This is a genomic window from Rhodocytophaga aerolata (assembly GCF_030503435.1).
In the GTDB taxonomy this organism is placed as follows: domain Bacteria; phylum Bacteroidota; class Bacteroidia; order Cytophagales; family 172606-1; genus Rhodocytophaga; species Rhodocytophaga aerolata.
The window spans coordinates 1,058,238-1,077,604 of record NZ_JAUKPO010000001.1; the positions used below are offsets into that span (position 1 = coordinate 1,058,238).

14 protein-coding genes are annotated in these 19,367 nt (G+C 45.4%); 8 read left to right on the forward strand and 6 right to left on the reverse strand.

The window, feature by feature from the left end; all coding sequences use genetic code 11:
- The first annotated feature begins 258 nt into the window (after positions 1 to 258).
- The 5 genes from Q0590_RS04305 to Q0590_RS04325 all read left to right on the forward strand — a co-directional run bounded on the left by Q0590_RS04305 (position 259) and on the right by Q0590_RS04325 (position 5,696).
- The gene (locus tag Q0590_RS04305; RefSeq protein WP_302036243.1) at positions 259 to 1,866 is read left to right on the forward strand and encodes a serine hydrolase domain-containing protein; all 1,608 of its coding nucleotides are present in this window, start codon (positions 259 to 261) and stop codon (positions 1,864 to 1,866) included.
- A gap of 154 nt (positions 1,867 to 2,020) precedes the next feature.
- On the forward strand, positions 2,021 to 3,316 hold the full coding sequence (locus Q0590_RS04310; protein ID WP_302036244.1) for a CitMHS family transporter: 1,296 nt from the start codon (positions 2,021 to 2,023) through the stop codon (positions 3,314 to 3,316).
- 9 nt (positions 3,317 to 3,325) lie between these two features.
- A complete protein-coding gene (locus Q0590_RS04315; protein ID WP_302036245.1) occupies positions 3,326 to 4,648 on the forward strand; it encodes an acyclic terpene utilization AtuA family protein in 1,323 nt (440 codons plus the stop codon).
- Positions 4,645 to 4,956: an AtuA-related protein gene (locus Q0590_RS04320; RefSeq protein WP_302036246.1), complete on the forward strand. Its 312-nt coding sequence runs from the start codon at positions 4,645 to 4,647 to the stop codon at positions 4,954 to 4,956. Before Q0590_RS04315 ends, Q0590_RS04320 begins: the two co-directional genes overlap by 4 nt.
- Before the next feature lie 227 nt (positions 4,957 to 5,183).
- On the forward strand, positions 5,184 to 5,696 hold the full coding sequence (locus Q0590_RS04325) for a DoxX family protein (RefSeq protein ID WP_302036247.1): 513 nt from the start codon (positions 5,184 to 5,186) through the stop codon (positions 5,694 to 5,696).
- Positions 5,697 to 5,775: 79 nt separating this feature from the next.
- Here Q0590_RS04325 and Q0590_RS04330 read toward each other — a convergent pair whose 3' ends face one another.
- Entirely contained in the window at positions 5,776 to 9,273 is a 3,498-nt protein-coding gene (locus Q0590_RS04330; RefSeq protein ID WP_302036248.1) for a ThuA domain-containing protein, read from the reverse strand.
- A gap of 148 nt (positions 9,274 to 9,421) precedes the next feature.
- On the opposite strand from Q0590_RS04330, the gene Q0590_RS04335 reads away from it, so the two are divergent.
- Positions 9,422 to 10,189, forward strand: a complete 768-nt coding sequence (locus Q0590_RS04335; protein WP_302036249.1) for an NUDIX hydrolase — start codon at positions 9,422 to 9,424, stop codon at positions 10,187 to 10,189.
- Between the two features lie 5 nt (positions 10,190 to 10,194).
- On the opposite strand, the gene Q0590_RS04340 is transcribed toward Q0590_RS04335, so the two are convergent.
- The 4 genes from Q0590_RS04340 to Q0590_RS04355 form a co-directional block, all read right to left on the reverse strand.
- Complete coding sequence (locus Q0590_RS04340) at positions 10,195 to 10,371, reverse strand: hypothetical protein (RefSeq protein WP_302036250.1); 177 nt, start codon at positions 10,369 to 10,371, stop codon at positions 10,195 to 10,197.
- A gap of 170 nt (positions 10,372 to 10,541) precedes the next feature.
- A complete protein-coding gene (locus Q0590_RS04345) occupies positions 10,542 to 11,426 on the reverse strand; it encodes a CE1 family esterase (protein WP_302036251.1) in 885 nt (294 codons plus the stop codon).
- Positions 11,427 to 11,587: 161 nt separating this feature from the next.
- Positions 11,588 to 12,841 carry an aminotransferase class V-fold PLP-dependent enzyme gene (locus Q0590_RS04350; RefSeq protein WP_302036252.1) on the reverse strand — a complete coding sequence of 418 codons (1,254 nt, stop codon included), beginning with the start codon at positions 12,839 to 12,841 and terminating at the stop codon, positions 11,588 to 11,590.
- Positions 12,842 to 12,982: 141 nt separating this feature from the next.
- The gene (locus Q0590_RS04355; RefSeq protein WP_302036253.1) at positions 12,983 to 14,905 is read right to left on the reverse strand and encodes a hybrid sensor histidine kinase/response regulator transcription factor; all 1,923 of its coding nucleotides are present in this window, start codon (positions 14,903 to 14,905) and stop codon (positions 12,983 to 12,985) included.
- A 572-nt stretch (positions 14,906 to 15,477) separates the two neighbouring features.
- Here Q0590_RS04355 and Q0590_RS04360 point away from each other — a divergent pair.
- Both Q0590_RS04360 and Q0590_RS04365 read left to right on the forward strand, forming a co-directional pair.
- Positions 15,478 to 15,831, forward strand: coding sequence for an EthD family reductase (locus Q0590_RS04360; RefSeq protein WP_302036254.1), 354 nt, complete (start codon positions 15,478 to 15,480; stop codon positions 15,829 to 15,831).
- Between the two features lie 174 nt (positions 15,832 to 16,005).
- A complete protein-coding gene (locus Q0590_RS04365; RefSeq protein ID WP_302036255.1) occupies positions 16,006 to 16,545 on the forward strand; it encodes a DinB family protein in 540 nt (179 codons plus the stop codon).
- A gap of 301 nt (positions 16,546 to 16,846) precedes the next feature.
- Here the strand turns inward: Q0590_RS04365 and Q0590_RS04370 are convergent, their stop codons facing one another.
- The gene (locus tag Q0590_RS04370; RefSeq protein ID WP_302036256.1) at positions 16,847 to 19,288 is read right to left on the reverse strand and encodes a TonB-dependent receptor; all 2,442 of its coding nucleotides are present in this window, start codon (positions 19,286 to 19,288) and stop codon (positions 16,847 to 16,849) included.
- Positions 19,289 to 19,367 lie beyond the last annotated feature (79 nt).

Sequence of the window (19,367 nt, forward strand, 5' to 3'; positions counted from 1 at the left end):
TTTGATGAATGCTAGATTTCAATAAAACATAAAGTCTTTATGTGTTGGCCTGGAAAAACTGCAGGCCATGTGTAGGCCAAGAGCGGGGAAGCGTTGTTTTTCCTAGACCTTTTTTGTTACTTTTTTGTGGCAATGACACATGCGAAGCATTCATGAACACCTTTGAAAATTATTTGATTGTGAATAAAAAAGTAAGAAGACACGGTCAAAACTATCTAGTTTAGTCAACATTTTCTTCAAAAAACTCTTTACAACCCCATGACCCTAACCCGTAGAGATTTCCTCAAACAGCTAAGTGCAGGAACAGCCGTAGTGGGCCTAACTGCATGGCTCCCCTCCGCTTATGCCAGTGACCTAAAAAGAACCAGTGGCCTGGCCCGCAGCATTCCAGAACTACAAGGATTATCCTCCAAACATATCCTGGCTTTTATAGAGGCAGTGGAGAAAGCTAATCTGGGTTTGCATAGCCTGATGATTGTACGGCATGGCAAAGTGATAGCCGAAGGATGGTGGGACCCCTATAAAGCCGATTTGAAACACACCCTTTTCTCTCTAAGCAAAAGTTTTACCTCTACGGCCATTGGCTTTGCCGTAGCCGAAGGGCGGTTAACCGTAGAAGACAAAGTAATCTCCTTTTTTCCGGAGGAGAAACCAGCCGCGGTAAGTCAGAACCTGGCAGCCATGCGCATCAAAGACCTGCTCACGATGACGACAGGGCATGAGAAAGATACCATAGGGCCGCTGCTGGGAGAAACAGAATGCTGCTGGGTAAAACGTTTCTTGTCCCTGCCGGTAGAACGGGAACCGGGCACCCACTTCCTGTACAATACTGGAGCTACCTATATGCTGTCGGCCATTTTGAATAAAGTCACGCAAACGAGCTTACTAAACTACCTGACACCCCAGCTATTTAAACCGCTTGACATAAAAGGTGCCGATTGGGAAACAGATCCGGATGGCATAGATACCGGCGGTTTTGGGCTACGGCTTACTACAGAAGATATTGCCAAGTTTGGCCAGTTATATCTCCAAAAAGGAAGCTGGAATGGTAAACAACTCTTACCTGCCAAATGGATCGAAGAAGCGACTTCGTTCCAGGTACCCAATGCGCCCCTTACCGGCAAAACCACCGAGCACGAGTGGAACCAGGGCTATGGCTACCAGTTCTGGCGGTGCCGGCACAATGCCTACCGGGGAGATGGAGCGATGGGCCAATATTGCCTGGTGATGCCAGACCAGGATGCAGTGATTGCTATCACCAGCGAAACGCACGACATGCAAGCCATCATGACACAAGTATGGGAAATTTTGCTGCCTAACATGACTAAAGGACCACTGTCCCAGGATGCGAAAAGCCATACAATGCTGAAACAGAAACTAGCTACCCTTACCTTGCTTCCACCAGTAGCTGCGCCTGCTTCTTCCCTTGCGTCTACCTTGTCAGGCAAAACGTATAAGCTAAAAGAAAATACACTTAACCTGGAAAAAGCCTCTTTCACTTTCCGCAAGAACAGCTGCACCTTTACAGTAAAAGATACCAAAGGCGAACATACCATTGTTTGTGGCTTCAACCACTGGGAAAAAGGCGAAACCCAGATGCCCGGTGATCCGCCCAAGTTTGTACCCTTGAAAAATACAATGGATACCGCTAAAGTAAAAGTGGCCGCTGTAGGCACCTGGAAAGACCCGGATACATTCGTGATGACCTGGAATTTCTATGAAACGCCTCATTCTGATATAGTCACTTGCCACTTTGAAAAAGACACCGTACGGATGGAATTTATGAATAGTGTAGATACCAAAGCCAGAAACAGCAAAGAACCCAGATTGATTCTGGAAGGGAAACTGGAAGAAATGAAAGGCTGATAAAGTCAGTCATTCCTGACATTTGCTGACCTTTTTGCAAGATTAAACTCGCCTTTATGAGAGTTTAAGCAAATCAACAAAAGCAGTTTGTAGAAACAATGCTACAATGATGAGCAAAGTATAATTTTCAAATTTTCACATCTACAATTTACGTATGCTGGCTTTTTTAGGGCTTCTAACGATTATACTTCTGTTGATTCTGGTCATGGGGAAAATGGTGTCACCAGTAGTGGCCCTCATTGTGGTACCTATTGTTACAGCCCTGATGGGAGGGTTTACTGCGGAGATACTTACTTTCATTACAGAGGGCATTAAAACTATTTCTACCACAGCCGTCATGTTCATCTTTGCTATTCTCTTCTTTGGTATACTGATGGATGCCGGCACCTTTGATCCCATTATTTCCCATTTGCTAAAAGCCGCTGGCAACGATCCACCCAGGATAACCGTAGTTACGGCCATACTCGCCATGATTGTACACCTGGATGGCTCCGGAGCTGTTACTTTTCTGGTAACTATTCCTGCTTTACTTCCCCTTTATGATGCGCTGAACATGCGAAGAACCACCCTGGCTACTATTGTAGCACTATCGGCAGGCACCATGAATATATTGCCTTGGGGAGGCCCCACCATCCGGGCAGCTACTGCTTTAGAGGTGCAGGTTACGCAACTGTTCAATCCTTTACTTGTTCCAGCGCTGTGCGGGTTGCTTACGGTTTTAGGAATTGCTTACGTTTTGGGTATGAAAGAAAGACAATATGTACGAATTCCAGAAGTAACGTCTATAGAAACGCAAACTCAGGCGGCTGCAAAAACAAATAGCCTAGCCAGGCCAAAGTTATTGTGGTTTAATATACTTTTAATCATTATATCAATTATAGTCCTAATCTCTGCCTGGGCACCGCCGCATATTATCTTTATGATAGCTTTTGCGATTGCCATTAGTATAAATTACCCCAATCTGAAAGACCAACGGGAACGGATAGATGCCCACGCCAAAGCGGCGCTGCTAATGGCAAGTATTTTATTTGCTGCTGGTTGTTTTACCGGAATTTTGAAAGGCTCAGGCATGATAGAAGCCATGGCTTCCTCTGCCGTAAAGGTGATCCCTGCTTTTGTGGGCAATCACTTAGCGTTGGTTACCGGCCTGCTCTCCATGCCCGCTAGCTTACTGTTCGACCCGGATTCGTTTTACTTTGGGGTACTTCCTCTCTTAGGCACTACGGCTACGCATTTTGGAGGAGAAAGTATAGAAATAGGCCGGGCAGCTATCCTGGGCCAGATGACTACTGGTTTTCCTATAAGCCCCTTGACTGGTGCTACGTTCTTATTAATTGGCTTAACAGGGGTAGACTTAGGCGAACATCAGCGGAAAACCATTCCTCTGGCTTTTCTGGTGACCATGGTAATGTTACTGTTTTCTCTCCTGTTAGGTGTTATTAGCTTATAAATACATTAGATGAAAAATAAAATCAGAATTGGTTGTGGGGCCGGGTTCTCCGGAGATAGACTGGAAACAGCAGTGATTCTGGCAGAAAAAGGCGAACTGGACTACCTAGTACTGGAATGCCTGGCAGAACGGACCATTGCCTTAGCCCAGAAACGGAAAATGCAGGATGCCAGCAAAGGCTATGATCCCTTGCTGGAACGCCGGATAGAATTGTTGCTGCCTATCTTAACACAGAAGAAAGTAAGGTTAATTACCAATATGGGAGCCGCCAACCCGATAGCAGCCGCCCAGGTTATTTGCCAGATTGCTACCCGGTTGAATATTTCAGTCATGGTAGCTGCTCTTACCGGAGACGATGTATTGTCACAGCTTACAGGCGAAGAAATGGCTTTGGAAACCGATAAACCTCTTAATGCCTCCGGGCAGCCCATTTCAGCCAATGCCTATCTGGGCATTGAAGCCTTACTACCCGCTTTAGCTACCAGTGCAGATATCATTATCACAGGCCGGGTGGCAGATCCATCCCTGTTTGTAGCTCCACTGGTACATGAGTTTGGTTGGTCTACAGATGATTATGAGAAGCTCGGGCAAGGAACTGTAATCGGCCATCTGCTGGAATGTGCCGGACAACTAACCGGGGGTTATTTTGCAGATCCGGGTAAGAAAGACGTACCTGATTTTGCCCATTTAGGCCATCCCTTTGCCGATGTATCACCGGATGGAACAGCCCTATTTTCTAAAGTAGAAGGAACTGGCGGGATATTGAGTCTGGCTACGGCCAAAGAACAATTGCTGTATGAAGTGATGGACCCCAGCCAGTACATTACCCCGGATGTAGTAGCTGATTTTACGGGTGTGTATTTACAGGAAGTGGAGAAAAACAAAATCAGAGCCTGGGGTGGACGAGGAACCGCAAAGCCTGCCACGCTAAAAGTGAGTGTAGGCTATGCAGCAGGGTTTGTAGGCGAAGGAGAAATATCCTATGCAGGGTCTAATGCCTTAGGCCGGGCACAGCTCGCCGGACAGGTAATTAAACAACGGCTGGCATCTTCTTTTTCTGACTTGCGCATTGATTACATCGGCAGTACATCTGTTCACCGTAAAACATTCGGGCAGCACCCGGAACCGTATGAAGTTCGCTTGCGTGTGGCAGGAAAAGCGAAAACTGCTGCCCAGGCGGCAACTATTGGGGAGGAAGTAGAAGCGTTATATACCAATGGCCCTGCCGGAGGAGGAGGAGCCAGAAAATATGTACATGAGGTAGTAGGCATAGTGTCTACTTTGATACCCCGAAATAAAGTAAATTCTACCGTTACGCTGGTAAAATCATGAAAACCAAACTTTACGACATAGCTCACAGCCGGGCAGGCGATAAAGGCAATACCCTCACCCTATCTCTAATTCCTTACCTTGCAGAAGATTACCATCTGTTATGTGAACAAGTAACGGCTGAGGCAGTAAAGAAACAGTTACAAGGGATAGTAGCTGGAGAAGTTACCCGGTACGAATTACCCAATCTGCCTGCCTTGAATTTTGTCTGCAAACAAGCCCTAATGGGTGGCGTTACTATCTCATTAACTATGGATACCCATGGAAAAAGCCTGAGTTATGCTTTGCTGGAGATGGAAATTGAGAAATAATACATTTCTACATCAGGTGTAATAACTTTCTTGCGTAACTGCCTTTTTATTAGTACCTTACCTTTATCATTTCTGTCATAGGAACGTTTCTTCTGTGGAGCGTCGTCACAGGCATTTATCCTGCTTGCCTGGTTTTTATTTATTCTTTTTTGCTTTTACCAAACGTACCTGCTCAAACCTTCTAATTAGGTATTTTATAAAGCACTCTTCTCTTTAATCCTCATTTTATGGAAACCCACACACCTATTGATGAACATCCTGGTGGCCCTGTACTGGCGCACCATGGTAAAAATGTATTGCTCAGCACAGATGCTACCGATATGGCAAGTTTTTGCTTACGGGTTACGCTTGGCCTGGTTATGTTTCCGCATGGTATGCAGAAATTGTTTGGCTGGTTTGGCGGTGCAGGGCTACAAAATACCATCGGATATTATATTACCAACTACGGAGTACTTCCCATGATTACCCTGCTGGTGATTGTAGCTGAAGCAGCAGGTTCCATTGCCCTGATCATCGGATTCTGGAGCCGTTTGGTAGCTGCAGGTATCGGACTAATCATGATTGGAGCTATATTCTCCGTGCATTTTCAGCATGGCTTTTTCATGAACTGGACCGGACAGCAAGCCGGGGAAGGATTTGAATTCCACTTACTAGTAATTGGTATGTGTATAGCCCTTATTATTCGGGGCAGTGGCAAATGGTCGGTAGACAGTTATCTGGATCACAGGCTAAACCCTTAACAATAATAGTTACCTTTGTTAAACAAAAAAGCTGCTGAAGGAGTACTTCAGCAGCTTTTTATGTATTAACCTATTCTGATTACTTTACAGAACCAACCGCTGCGCCAGCCTCACTGTTGCTTTCAAACAGCATGTTTATGACAGAAAATATCATTTGTCCGCTGGCGGCTTTATCGTTTTTGAAAACAAAATGCAGATCATGTACGCCGGTGGCTCCTTTCAAACCAACTTTTACTTGCTGAGGTGGAACTGTATTCGCTGCTCCTTCGGCTGGTGTTATAAAGTCAGATTTGCCCACAAGTGGTCCGGTGGGTGAATCCAGATGTACTTCAATTTCGCCACCCAAAAAGTTATAGGCTTTCGGAGCCGATGCTGTGAAGGTAATCTGATGGATACCTGTCAGGTCTATTTGTTTCAAGCCGATACCCGACTTAGCTCCGGAAGCAATTACCAAAGCTGGTCCGCCCGGAATCTGGAACTTCTGTACGCCATCAAAAATATCTACGGTACTGGCCGCTACACTGGGGTTACGCAACACAATAGATTGTTCGGCAGGAATACCCGCAATACCATTGGCTCCCTTATCCTGGTAAGCAGCCCGTAACATATATACGCCTACACCCTTATCGCCGTCTGGCAGGCTGGTTGTGAAGGTGCCTTTTGCCGGCATAGAAGTGCCATTTGCTTTTTCATCGGATAAGCTCAAGATATACTGCACCATTTCCGTAGCATCCGTTACGGATAATTGCGGGTGTGCACTCATAGACACTTCTCCCCAAACGCCACTTCCGCCAGAAATCACTTTCTTCGCCAGGCGTTCGGTAGCACCTGCATCTCCCTTGTATTTTTTGGCTACTTCTTTATAGGCCGGACCAATAGACTTTTTATCAGTGCTATGGCAGGCTTTGCAGTCGCTGCCTTCTACCAGCTGCAAACCTTTGGCAAACTGGGCAGACGCATCGGCGCTGCGGTGGCCCTGGGCAATACTTACTTTATCAAACCCTTCCGGCAGGTAATCTATATTAACAGCCACTTGTGCCGGTGTGATCTTGCCACTAGCCAGGCTGCCATCTTCCTTATCAGATACTTTTACATCGTAGGCAATGGCTTTGCCAGGGAAGAAGAAGGTTTTGTTGCCTTTGGTAATATCAAAAGCTACTACCGGAGGTTCATTGCCTGCTTTAATATCCAGCGTCTGGCTGCTTTTCTCGCCCTTCGGATCAGTTACCGTAAGGGTAGCTTTGTATTCACCGGCTTTTGCCAGCGTAACGCTTGGGTTAGCTTCTTTAAAAGTTTGAGAAGCGCCAGCGGCAGAGGTAATTTTCCACTCATAGGTCAGTTTATCCCCATCAAAGTCCTTGGTACCTTCAGATGAAAGCTTTACTTTGAGCGGCAAGGCTCCGGCTTTTTTATCTACACTGACAGCAGCGATGGGTTTGCGGTTGCCACTGGTGTACTCAATGCGTACCAGGCGGGCATCGTCGTTGCCCTGGAACCAGCCGGTACCGTATTCCAGCATGTACAAGTCTCCGTCCGGACTGAATTCCATATCCATCGGGTTAGCGAATTTATAGCTTGGCATAAACCGCTCCATCGATAGATAGTTCCCATCTTTATCCATCGTTACGGCCATTACCCAGCCCCGCATCCACTCATAAATAAACAGTTTGCCATTATAATAATCCGGGAAGGCACGTTTGGCTCCTTTAAACTGATCCTGGTAATATACCGGGCCGGCCATAGCTGAACGTCCGCCAGTACCTACCGCCGGAAACTCTTTGGATTCTGCGTAGGGATACCAGATAAAGGCCGGTTGGGCAGCAGGCAACTCTTTTAAACCAGTGTTGCTGGGCGAATTATTGATAGGCTTGGCTACATCATAGAGAGGTCCGGAGGTGCTATCGGTAAAGTTGAAATAATGATAGGGTTTGTTGTTGCCAATGAAATGAGGCCATCCGAAGTTACCAGCTTTGCGGGCCTGTCCTACTTCATCATGACCTTCCGGACCACGTTTTTCTCCGGGCTTGTTGGCATCTGGCCCTACTTCGCCCCAGTATAAGAACCCGGTCTTTGGATCAACCGAGATACGGAACGGATTGCGATGGCCCATGGTATAAATTTCCGGGCGGGTTTTGGCAGTGCCTTTCGGGAATAAGTTGCCTTCCGGAATGGTATAGGTGCCATCTGGCTGGGGTTTAATGCGGATGATTTTTCCGCGCAGGTCGTTGGTATTGCCGGAAGATTTCTGGGCATCCCAGGCTTCCCGGCCCGGGCGTTCGTCTATCGGGTTGTACCCATTAGAACCATGCGGATTAGTATTATCCCCAGTAGATAAATATAAATTTCCTTGTGCATCAAAGGCCATAGAACCCCCTGTGTGGCAGCATTGCTCCCGCTGGGTAGCTACTTCTAACATTACTTTTTTGCTATCCATCAGCAATTCATCGCCGCGCATCTGGTAGCGGGTAAGTATATTTTTAGATTCCCCTACTTCCGAATAATATAGGTATACAAATCCGTTTTGTGCAAAGTTAGGATCTTGTGCCAGGCCCAGTAACCCATCTTCTGCTTCGCTTACTTTACCTGTTTTATCAGTGTATTTGGTGCTTACCGGGATAGTTGCAATTACTTTGGTTTGTCCGGAAGTGGGGTTAAATAACTTTACCTTGCCTCTTCTTTCAATCAACAATACCTGTCCATCTTTCAGCACGGTTAGTTCCATGGGTTCTTCCAGCTTCTCTTGCAGCACTACTTTATTGAAACGGTTTTCTTCCGGTATTTTCGGTGTACGTACCTTGGCGTAATCTACTGGTTTAGGCGCCTCGCCCCCCATTACATACTTTAAGCCTTCCCATAGATGCCGTACCATCAGCGGCTCTTCAAAAGATTTGTCGGTATGGCCCATACTGGAATAAAATGCCCGTCCACCGTCGTATTCCTGATACCAGCTCATGGGATGATAGTCGCCGTTGGTGCCGCCAGTGTAGGTTTTTTCGTCAATAGTCACCAGCACTTTTATTGCCGGACTAATCTGCTTATAGCTGTAAAATTCATCTTCCCGCTCAAAACGGTCGGGCAGGAAACTACTGGCCGGATGGTTTTTATCTACGGTTACAAACGTACCCTTCTTTACATTGGGATTATTGGGGTGGCTTTCAAAATAAGCGCCTACCAGCTTACCATACCAGGGCCAGTCGTATTCTGTGTCGGCAGCGGCATGTATACCCAGATAGCCACCGCCTGCCTGGATAAACCGTTCAAACGCATTTTGTTGCTCGGCATTTAACACATCGCCGGTGGTGCTTAAGAAAATAACCGCGTTGTAGCGCTTTAAGTTTTCTTCCGTAAATTTGGACGCATCTTCGGTAGTATCTACCGCAAAGCCTTTCTCTTTGCCCATTTTAATCAGGGCTGCCTGTCCGGCAGGGATCGACGTGTGACGAAAAACAGTTGTTTTGCTGAATACCAGAATTCTGGGTTGTTGCTGAAAGGTAGCAAAAGACCAGAGGCCAAAAAGGAGTACCAGCAATCCGGCAGCAAAAACCAGGGATTGAGGAAAACGTACGAAACGAAACATACAGGTTTAGGATTAGTAAAGGTCTTTAAAGAAATAAAAGATATAAGATTATATACTACATTGCGTTACACTAACACAATGATACTCATTATTTAGTAATTAACAAAAGATATATGATTCGTTATATTCCAAGCCAGTCGAAACTCTAATGTCTGCATCTATGGAAAGTAGTATGTTCACCCCACACAAGTATTTTTTAGCACATATCTCCCTGGATTGTGTGGTTTTTGGTTTTCATGAAAATCAATTAAAAGTTTTATTAGCTAAACTGAAAGGCCGGGATGAATGGGGGTTACCAGGTGGATTTGTAGGAATCCAAGAAACAGCCGAATATGCAGCCAGCCGGGTGTTGAAAGAACGTACCGGATTGGATCAGGTATTTTTGCAGCAATTTTATGTATTCAGTGATCCAGACAGGGGTGAGCAGCTCAAAGAAGTAGAATCATTAAAAGCCATTAGTGGATCGGCTATTGATATAGAATGGTTTAAGCAACGGTTTATTTCTATTGGCTTTTATGCACTGGTAGAATTCTCCCAGGTTGAACCAACACCTGATGTTATTTCAGATGCCTGCCAGTGGTGGGATCTGGCAGAGGTAAGCAAACTGATGCTAGACCATAATCTGATCTTGCAGAAAGCCCTGGAAACCCTACGGCTGCAACTGAACTACCAACCTATTGGGTATAATTTATTACCCGCTACCTTCACGATGCCAGAACTTCAGCGGCTGTACGAAGCCATTCTGGGCAAACAACTCGACCGCCGCAACTTTCACCGGAAAATTACCGGCTATGGCATTCTCAAAAAGCTGAATGAACGCCGCACCGGTGTAGCCCACAAAGCTCCTGACCTCTACAGTTTCGATCTGGACAAATATCATCAGGCATTAAAGGAGGGGTTACAGGGCGGGTGGTAGATTAATTACTTCTTTGGCTTCTGAAGCAAATCAAATACTACCGGGCTAAAAAAGGCAAGGTTTTCCAGGATACAGGTCATGTTGTAGAACTTATCTACCGGCACTTCCGGACTATCCGCCATCTGTTCAATCAGGGTATCCAGGGTCTCCCGGAATTTATCAGTAAACTCTTCTTTGCTCATATTCATTTTTACGCATACGCTAGCTTCTGTTTAACCATAATATCCGGAAGAAAATTTCATGCAGGAATGGGTATTTACCGGCTATTTTCCATATTCTTACAAAGGGTGACATACACTAAAGAAAGAAAAACGTATGAGAGCCTACCTCTTATAAAAGGTAAAAGTCTAGTTTAGTTCTTAGTTGCCGCCAGTTGCCGCTTGAAAAATGCCCAGGCTTCTTCATAAACATCAATATCATTCGGGTAATCATGTTTGCCGCCGATTACCTTGAGAAGCACCACCTCAGGCTTCCCTTTTTGCTGATACGTATAACGTTCAATAGTTTTGCCATCCTGCGGATCTGTATCAGGGAGCGATTCTTTTTTGGGTTTTTGCCGGTAGCCTGCTAACTCTGCCCAATATTGCAATGTCTGATCGGTTGAACGTACCTTGCCCAGATATACCCCGGTGCCTGCCTGTACCAGGCCCCCCTCATATGGATTTACCAGGTCGCTTGTTCCGTTAACGATCAGTACCGGAACGGCGATTTTTGCCTCTGTGCAGTCCAGGTTGTCGGGTGTAGGTAAGTTTGCAATTAAAGCTGTAATGGCCCGGATACGGTCTGGCATTGTTAGCGCAAGTTTGTAGCACATATGTCCGCCGCCGGAAGTACCTACGGCAAATACCTGCTTTTCATTAATGGCATGTTTCTTCTTGAAGTAGTCAATAAGTGCAGTAAAAAAAGCTTCTTCATTTATATTTTCCACGTTTGCCGCAGAAGTAGCGGCTTTCCGGCACTCGTTCCAGTAGTTTTTATACCCATCCGGATACACTATCAACAGGTTTTCCTGGGAAGCTCTTTGGGCCAGTTTTTTTGTACCATCTATCACTCCCTTGCCATTGCCTCCGGAGCCATGCAATGCAAATAGTAAACTAGCCCCGGTTTGTAGCCCATCTGGCTGCTGGTAATGAAAACTCCTGTAATGCCCATCTACTAACAGAGAATCGCTGACCAGCTGGCTTTTGGCTAACAAAGAACTAAATAACCCAAGCAGGAGAAGGAAGTAGTTTCGCATAGTTGTATAGTAACAAGGTGATAGAAGTTGATTTTTGCTTTTTACAGAAAGACATTTAACATATAAACTTTCCCCTATCCTTTGAAAATTGTTGGTTCAAATACAAACCATATTTTTGAGAATAAACACTCAGTAAGATAAGCTGGCTGTAAAAATAGCATTCAACACAGTTGCTTAATTGCTTCAACAAATTGTTTCAATTCTTCCAGACCCGTATATACATTGGGCGTCACCCGGATGCCTTGCATATTCTCCCAGGTTACAGCCGTTATGTGGATTCTGGAGTTTTCGAATAGGCGTTTTTCCAAAGCAGCTGGTTGCCAGTCAGCTAAAGCCATATTCACAATTACACAGCAACGGTTTTCTACCAGCGGTGTATGAAACCGGATATTCTCCAATTCTTGCAGTTGCGTAGTCCAGTATTGCCGCAGGTAGCGTAAACGTTGTTCTTTGTTTTCGCGGCCTAGCCACAGGTAATATTCGATGGCATAGCCCAGGGCCAGTATAGCGGGCATGAGTTGAATACTGAGTTCTTCAAACTTGCGGATGTTATCAGACAGCGGGTTGGCACCGGAAGCCAATGGCCAGAGCTTAGCTATTTTCTGTTTGTTTACATACAACACGCCTCCGGGAATCGGCCCGGAAAGCCATTTGTGTGAGGCAGCCGCAAAATAATCGCAACCTAGTTGGGCCATATCGGTTTCCAGCAGGCCAAAACTATGGGCACCGTCTAACACCACTTCTATATTCCGGGCTTTTGCCTCCTCAATAAGCCGTTTTACCGGCAGTATCTGCCCGTTCCAGTTGATTACGTGTGTGAGATGCAGCACTTTTGTTTTTTCGGAGAAAAGCGCCACATAACTGGCAATTACTTCTTCGTCTGTCTGGGCAGGGCCTTCCAGGTTTACCCAACGTACGTTTATTTTATCGCGTAGTTCGCGCTGTTTCCAGGAGGCTACCGCTTTTGAGTAATCCTGTTTACAGGCGACTACCTCATCGTCTTCCTTTAGTTCCAGGCCAAATATCACGTTATTCAGGGCTTCGGTAGTATTGCGCAGCATGGTTACTTCTTCTGCTGAACAGTTCAGCAAGCTTGCCAGCCCTTCGCGTATCAGTTCCCGGCCCTGCTCCATGTATTTAAAAATCTGATAACTAGGTATCCGATTTGCTGTCTGATAATACGTTAAAAAGGCTTTTTCTACTAGATGAGGAGAGGAACTGACAGCCCCACTATTCAGGTTGATGAGTCCTTCTGATGTGGGATACGTGGATTTGATCTGCTGCCAGAAAGCTTCATCGGTGGCCAGTATCTTCGCAGAGCCTGCCGGTACGTGTAAAGAAGGTATTTCGGGTTTTATATTTAAGGATGGATGGGTATGCAGAAATTGCTTCCATTGAGAGGTCCAGTTAGCCATACTAGGAGTAAGTGGTTGGTTTATGAAGCGGAAATTTATGCATTCTTTTTTACTCCTGCACCAATCAGGTATAAGATGATTGCAGCCACTAAAATTTACCTTTGCAGACCAGTTTGGCTGAAGTATATAATCCGGGTTATGCTATTTTTTCTCCTCACTATAGATATTGTTCCGCTGGTATTCGGTTGGCGTCTGGCCGTAATACTCTCTGAAACATTTGGTAAAATAATTTAAGCTACTGAACCCAACCAGGTAGGCTACTTCACTTACATTGCCACAATGTTGTAACAGCAGGCTGGCTGCCCGCTTCAAGCGGAAGTGCCGGATAAACTCACTGGGCGACTGGGCTGTAAGTGCTGTCAGTTTCCGGTGCAGGTGTGCCCTGCTCATCCCAATTTCCTTGCTGAAGCCCTCCACATCAAATTCTGTGTTGGCTACATTTGCTTCTACAATGGCCAGGGCTTTTTGCAGAAATCGTTTATCAGTAGAAGTAAGTTTTACTTCCTGCGGATTAAGCTGAATGTGTTGCGTATACTTTTCCTGCAACCTTGCACAGGCCTCAATCAGATTTTTTATGCGGATTTCCAGTTCGGGTATCTGAAAAGGTTTTACTAAATAAGCGTCTGCCCCGGTATCTAGCTCCTGCCATTTGCTTTCGGTATCCGCTTTGGACGTAAGCAGCAATACCGGTATGTGAGAGGTCTGTTCGTTGGTTTTAAGTTTATGGCAAAGGGTAATTCCATCCATATCTGGCATCAGCATATCAGAAATAATCAGGTCTGGCATGGTTTCCAGAGCCTGGTGGTAGCCTGCCTGTCCGTTTTCTGCGGTTAGCACATGGTAGCTGGCCGCTAAGTGTGAACTAATGAAATAGCGGAGGTCAGCATTGTGTTCTATGAGTAATAGTTGCTTTTGGGAATGTTTGGCTATTTCCGGTGCAGCCGTTTTGTCTTCCATACCATTAGTAGAAACCATGGCTGCATAAAAAGGAAGATGGATGGCAGGTGGTTCCATACCCGCCTCCACAGGACATCTATCCAGAGGCAATTCGATATAAACCGTATTCTCTTTGTCTGGCACACCTTCTACCCATACCTTTCCCCGGTGTAAGGCTATCAATTCTTTTACTACAGCCAATCCAATACTTGCTCCTTCATAGGCTCTGGTTAGCGGTGTATCTGCTTGCTGGAATTGATTGAAAATTCCGGTTAACTGCCCGGAAGCAATGCCCATACCTGTAGCTGTTATGTGAATGTGTAGATCTGTGTGCTGATTGTCCTTATCTACTATTGTCACAGACAATTGAACCTGCCCTTGAGGCGGAGTACATGCATATACGTGTGAAAGCAGGTTGCCTAGTAGTTTTTCCAGTTTCTCTGGATCAAACAGTACATAACATGGCCCTGCAGGTAGTTGCTGGTGGTAAGCAATTTTTTTGCTTTCAAACAGGGAAGTATATGCACTGCCCAGAAGCTTTACATATCTGGTAAGCTCGCCCGGTTGTAGTTGTAGGGTAAGTTGGCCTGCTTCCAGCCTGGAAAGGTCCAGTAACTGGGTAATCAGTTGCAGCAGCTGGTTGCTATTGCGGATAATTAAATCAAGGTCTGGTTTAGCAGCTGTATGAGCATAGTTGTGCTGAAGTTTTTCTGTAGTGCCTTTGATCAGGGTAAGGGGTGTATGGAACTCATGGGTGATAGCAGCAAAGAGATGCGATTTTAGTTGATTTAATTCATGCCGTTTCTCTGCCTCTAGTTGTCTTATTTGTGCGTTAGCTTTTACCCGTTCTCTGCGGATTATTTCTCTGATAAGAAGCACGAGTATACTTGCCGCCAGTAGCGCATATAAGCTATATTCCCATCCCATATTTGGCTGAAAAAATATAAAGCCATTCCGAGCATCAAGCCACAAGAAACGATCCTGCAACATGTTGTTTACATAGGTATAAGAGAGCCCTGGTTGTGTAGCCAGATGCTTAAATTGCAAGGAGAACCAGCCAAAACTGCTGCACCAGAAGCCAGTCAGCACCACACTACCCAGTAAGACTACAATGGACAATGGCTTCATAGGTCACAGAAAATACGCGTATAGGTAAACAGGAACTTTGTACTTACTGATTAATTCTTGGCTTTTTCAGAGAATGGCCGCTGACTGGAAAAAAAGGATTAGAGTATATTAGTTAGGAGAAGGTATATTACCTTAACTTATTCGCTGATTGAAGTGCTGCAATTATCTGATGAAACTAACGAACGAATGAGCCAAAGTCAATACTTAAAATTAGGTATTTTGCCAGTTCAGCAGCTTATGCGACATACGTGCTATGGAATGCGACATATGTGCTACTAGTTTTACCGGAACCAGGCAAATCCGATGTGTCAGAAGAAAGAGAAGTTAGAAAGGAGGCCTTGCTGTTGATGAACAGACCATCTTCCCCTCGTTCTGATTTAAAAAAGTAGATACTAAATGTGACCGTAGCAACAACCTTTGAGACATCTGTGCTAACACACCGGTGTTTGATTTTAGTAGATTTAGGTTAGATATAAGCTGTTTTCTGATTGAAAGAAAGCCACCTTCCCAGCGGGTGGTACTGCCAGGCTCTTCATTAATTACTTTCTGCTAACTTCTCCCCCTTAATCTCTATGATACGCATAACTGTACTTTACCCCAATACCGAAGGTAGCCACTTTGATATGAACTACTACCTAACCACCCATATTCCCTTGGTTAAAAATCGTTTAACACCTCTGGGATTACTCCGTGTAGATCTGGAAGAAGGCTTGTCAGGAGCGGCACCTGGTACCCTGCCACCTTACTGGCTAATTGGTAGCCTCAGCTTCGATTCTATAGAAAGTCTGCAAAAAGCGATGGCTACACATGGGGAAGAATTGATAGCTGATATAGCTAATTATACTAATATACAAGCACAAATGCTGATATCCCAGGTAGTTGAACCTATAGAAATGCCTATGCCTATGGCAGCAGTTGCTACATAGCTTAACTCCCTTGTTATATACAGGCACAACTTTACTACAGCCTGTTTTTTTGTATTTGCGGGTGGACCATTTTTTATCCGGCAGGTATTTCCGGCTATGTTCACCCGCATTTTTTTGTGTACTGGCTTATACCTATATTCAGGTCTGAACTTTTTACACCTCCACTTTTATCCGATGAATAGCCTAACCCGTTTTGCTGGTTTCCTGCTCTTACTTGTTACCAACAGCCACACCCTTTTTGCTCAAACAGATAGTTTTCTAAGAGATTTTGCTGAACGCTGGGAAACCTCCCGCCAATACATGCTTACGGTGGCCGAAGCAATGCCGGAAAGTGCGTACACCTTTAAGCCTACACCCGAAGAAATGACTTTTGCCCAGCAACTTATGCATATTGCCGTTATTATTGACTGGCATGCATTCAGCAAGGCTGACGGGCAGGAATACAAACCCCGCTGGGATGAATTTAAGGCAGAAGGCCGTTCCAAAAAAGAACTACTTGACATAGTAAACCGGGAATTCGCACGGACAACTACGCTGCTTGCTTCTTTCGATCCGGCTAAGCTGGACGAAACCGGCAGCTACGACAAGTTTACCCGTACCCGGCGTCAGTTCCTGCTATTACTAGCCGATCATGTCACTCACCACCGGGCACAACTTCTGGTGTATTTGCGGCTAAAAGGAATCACACCACCCAAATACTGGGAGTTTCAATAGGTATCGAAAAAGTTTGCTAGCACAACAGTTGCTATAAACCTTCAAGATGAGGGCAACCGAATTTCCGACAGTTACAAGCTGGTTAGGCAAAGTTTTCGTGAGTGTATAGCTGATACTATAGGTATCATTGCTCCCGGCACTATCGGTATAGTACCAACGCTAAAATATATCTATCCTCCAGTTCACTAGTACTCACTTTATAGCTTTTACAGGGAATGATTACCCAAGTAGAAACCTGTTAGATTTTGAAAACCTAACAGGTTTGAGCGTAAATCTCAAGTAATTATTTGCAAAAAAAACTTTAATTTCCTACCCGTTTACGCTCTTCATCCGAACCGGTAGCCCGGCGGTTAACAGCCTTCACCGTTTTGCTGCCAAAGTTACGCGAGTAGGTAAACCGCACCACACGGGGTTCACTGAAAAGCCCGAGAAAGCGGTGATGCAAATTCAGGCTTGGCTGGTCGTTAACCATATAGAAGCGTTGAGTCCAGAATACATCGTCTATGGTGAGCCGGAGGGTGCCGCCTTCATTCCGTAATTTTTTCTGTAAGCCAGCATTAAATGTCCCTAAAGCTTTCATGTAGGCTATTCCCATAAGGCTACGTGTCTGGTAAAAACCGGTCAATTCCAGAGTAAAATCGGCAGGCAAAGTAAAAGTGTGGGTAGCATTTATCCGTCCATAGCCAGCTTGCACCTGCACGTTTGCCCCATTGTAGGTGGTATTGTTTTGCTGCCATGTTCCTAACAGGTTGTACTGCATCTGCCACCAGTGGCTTATGCGGAAGGGAAAAGAGAATGTTAGTGAATAGGTATGCGAATTCTTCAGGTTTTCGGCACGGGCATACTGCTTGTTTGTCTGGGGGTCTACATGCACCTGCCAGGGAATAATAGTATGCTTGTCGTAGCTGTAGCCCAGGCTAATCAGGTAACTTTCTTTAAACCGGTAGTTTGCCAGCAGGGCATCGGTAATGGCAGGTAACAGGTAAATATTGCCGGAGAAAAAGGTACTCGGATCGGTAAAGTATACAAAAGGAGCCAGATTATTATAGGTAGGCCTGGTAATGCGCCGTCCGTATGAAAGTTGTAAGCTGCTTCCTTTCCGTAAATCGCGGGCAATGAAGACACTGGGGAAAAAGTTACCATACCGCCGCCTGATCAGGTCGGGTTTTTCAAGGGTACCCAGATCCGTACGGGTATATTCGTAGCGTACCCCTGTTTGTAGCTTAGTTTTAGCATTTACCTGGTGATTCATAGTTACATATGCAGCAGCTATATCTTCGGGCATGTCCATCTGACCACTGAAATCCGGATCTGTTATCCATTCTCCCTCTTGAGACTGCCTTACCAGAACATCATTCTCCAGCCAGGAAATCGTGGCTTTTACTCCAGCTTCGAGTTTAGTTTTGCTGCTAAAGGTTTTAAAATAGTCTGCTTTGCCTACCCACAGGCGAATAGGTGTCTGCTTACTCATAGTCAGCTCGTTTTGTTGCGTTGTGTTTTCGGCAATATGCTGAAAGTTGTTTGTATAGGTATGCGGGTTATCGTTATCATAGAGCAAATAGTCCAGATCAAGGTTTATTTCCTGATCATGCGCAAAGGAGTGACGGAAATTCAGATTCCCCATCAGGTGACGCCAGAGATTTACTTCCCAGTGATGTACATCAATAGCCGTAGCAGCTGCCCGATTTTTCCAGATAGCTGTATGCACATCTTCGGTAATTTTATATTTATTGCTGAAGCCGGAAATCAGTCCGCTGAGGGTTGTACGCGGACCAATGGAATAATCGAACCCCAGCTTGGCTGTATGGCTTATGGCATAGGGTTCACGCTTGCTACTGCCCTCGGTCTGCGTGAACTGGCCTTGATAAGTTACTTCCCGGTAGTTGTAAAACTGCTGCCGTAAATGATTCCACAGGAAGGAATAGTCGCCGTAGAAGTTGAGTTTGGAAGTACGGTGGTTAAAGCTGACATTTGCCCCCGGCTTTTCAAAAGCCCCATAGCCCATCGTTAAAGCCATTGAGCCATTTGTACCGTATTCCGTATTCTTTTTAAGCACAATATTAATTACTCCGGCATTTCCTTCGGCATCATAGCCCGCTGAAGGAGTTGTAATCAGTTCTATCTTTTCCACATTGCTTGCCTGCATACCACTCAGCATCTGAAGCACAGCCGCCATAGGGATCCTGGTAGGTTTACCATTAATGAGTACATTCACCCCATCTTTGCCACTCATGGAAAGACTATTACTTTGCTGATTTACACTAATCCCTGGCGAACGCCCTAGCACATCCAGTACGGTGCTTCCGGCCGCTGTAATAATACTTTGCACATTCACTACTAGTTTATCCATCTGCTGTTCAAAAATAGGCTTAGCCGCCTTAACAGCTACTTCTTTCAGTTCATAGGTTTCGGGCACCAGCACTAAGGCCTGCTGATTTACCTTATCGTGGTTGCTAATAATGGTAAAGGGTACAGAATACGTTTTTTTGTAGCCCACCAGTGAAGCCATTACTAAGTATCTGCCCTGGGGTATATCTTCCAGAGTGTACAGCCCTACCTCGTTGGTGACCATTCCCTTTACCAGGGATGAATCTTTGGCCGACAGCAACAGCACATTAGCAAAAGGCAGGGGCTTGCCCTCTCCTTCTACTTTTCCGCTAAGCTGGGCATATCCGTAAAAAGGCATCCAGCAGAAGATTACCAAACACAACAGCAGGAAACAGGATCTAGTAAAGGTATGCATAGGAATGGCAGGTAAAATGACCGGAACAAAACGAAAATGTAGCAACCCTAAAAATCAGTAGCCTTCTGGCTTACATGCT

Coding starts and splice junctions, on each gene's coding strand:
- Q0590_RS04345 (WP_302036251.1), bottom strand. CDS start 11,426: ATGCGAAACTACTTCCTTCTCCTGCTTGGGTTATTTAGTTCTTTGTTA.
- Q0590_RS04335 (WP_302036249.1), top strand. CDS start 9,422: ATGTCTGCATCTATGGAAAGTAGTATGTTCACCCCACACAAGTATTTT.
- Q0590_RS04340 (WP_302036250.1), bottom strand. CDS start 10,371: ATGAGCAAAGAAGAGTTTACTGATAAATTCCGGGAGACCCTGGATACC.
- Q0590_RS04370 (WP_302036256.1), bottom strand. CDS start 19,288: ATGCATACCTTTACTAGATCCTGTTTCCTGCTGTTGTGTTTGGTAATC.
- Q0590_RS04305 (WP_302036243.1), top strand. CDS start 259: ATGACCCTAACCCGTAGAGATTTCCTCAAACAGCTAAGTGCAGGAACA.
- Q0590_RS04350 (WP_302036252.1), bottom strand. CDS start 12,841: ATGGCTAACTGGACCTCTCAATGGAAGCAATTTCTGCATACCCATCCA.
- Q0590_RS04320 (WP_302036246.1), top strand. CDS start 4,645: ATGAAAACCAAACTTTACGACATAGCTCACAGCCGGGCAGGCGATAAA.
- Q0590_RS04355 (WP_302036253.1), bottom strand. CDS start 14,905: ATGAAGCCATTGTCCATTGTAGTCTTACTGGGTAGTGTGGTGCTGACT.
- Q0590_RS04360 (WP_302036254.1), top strand. CDS start 15,478: ATGATACGCATAACTGTACTTTACCCCAATACCGAAGGTAGCCACTTT.
- Q0590_RS04365 (WP_302036255.1), top strand. CDS start 16,006: ATGAATAGCCTAACCCGTTTTGCTGGTTTCCTGCTCTTACTTGTTACC.
- Q0590_RS04315 (WP_302036245.1), top strand. CDS start 3,326: ATGAAAAATAAAATCAGAATTGGTTGTGGGGCCGGGTTCTCCGGAGAT.
- Q0590_RS04325 (WP_302036247.1), top strand. CDS start 5,184: ATGGAAACCCACACACCTATTGATGAACATCCTGGTGGCCCTGTACTG.
- Q0590_RS04310 (WP_302036244.1), top strand. CDS start 2,021: ATGCTGGCTTTTTTAGGGCTTCTAACGATTATACTTCTGTTGATTCTG.
- Q0590_RS04330 (WP_302036248.1), bottom strand. CDS start 9,273: ATGTTTCGTTTCGTACGTTTTCCTCAATCCCTGGTTTTTGCTGCCGGA.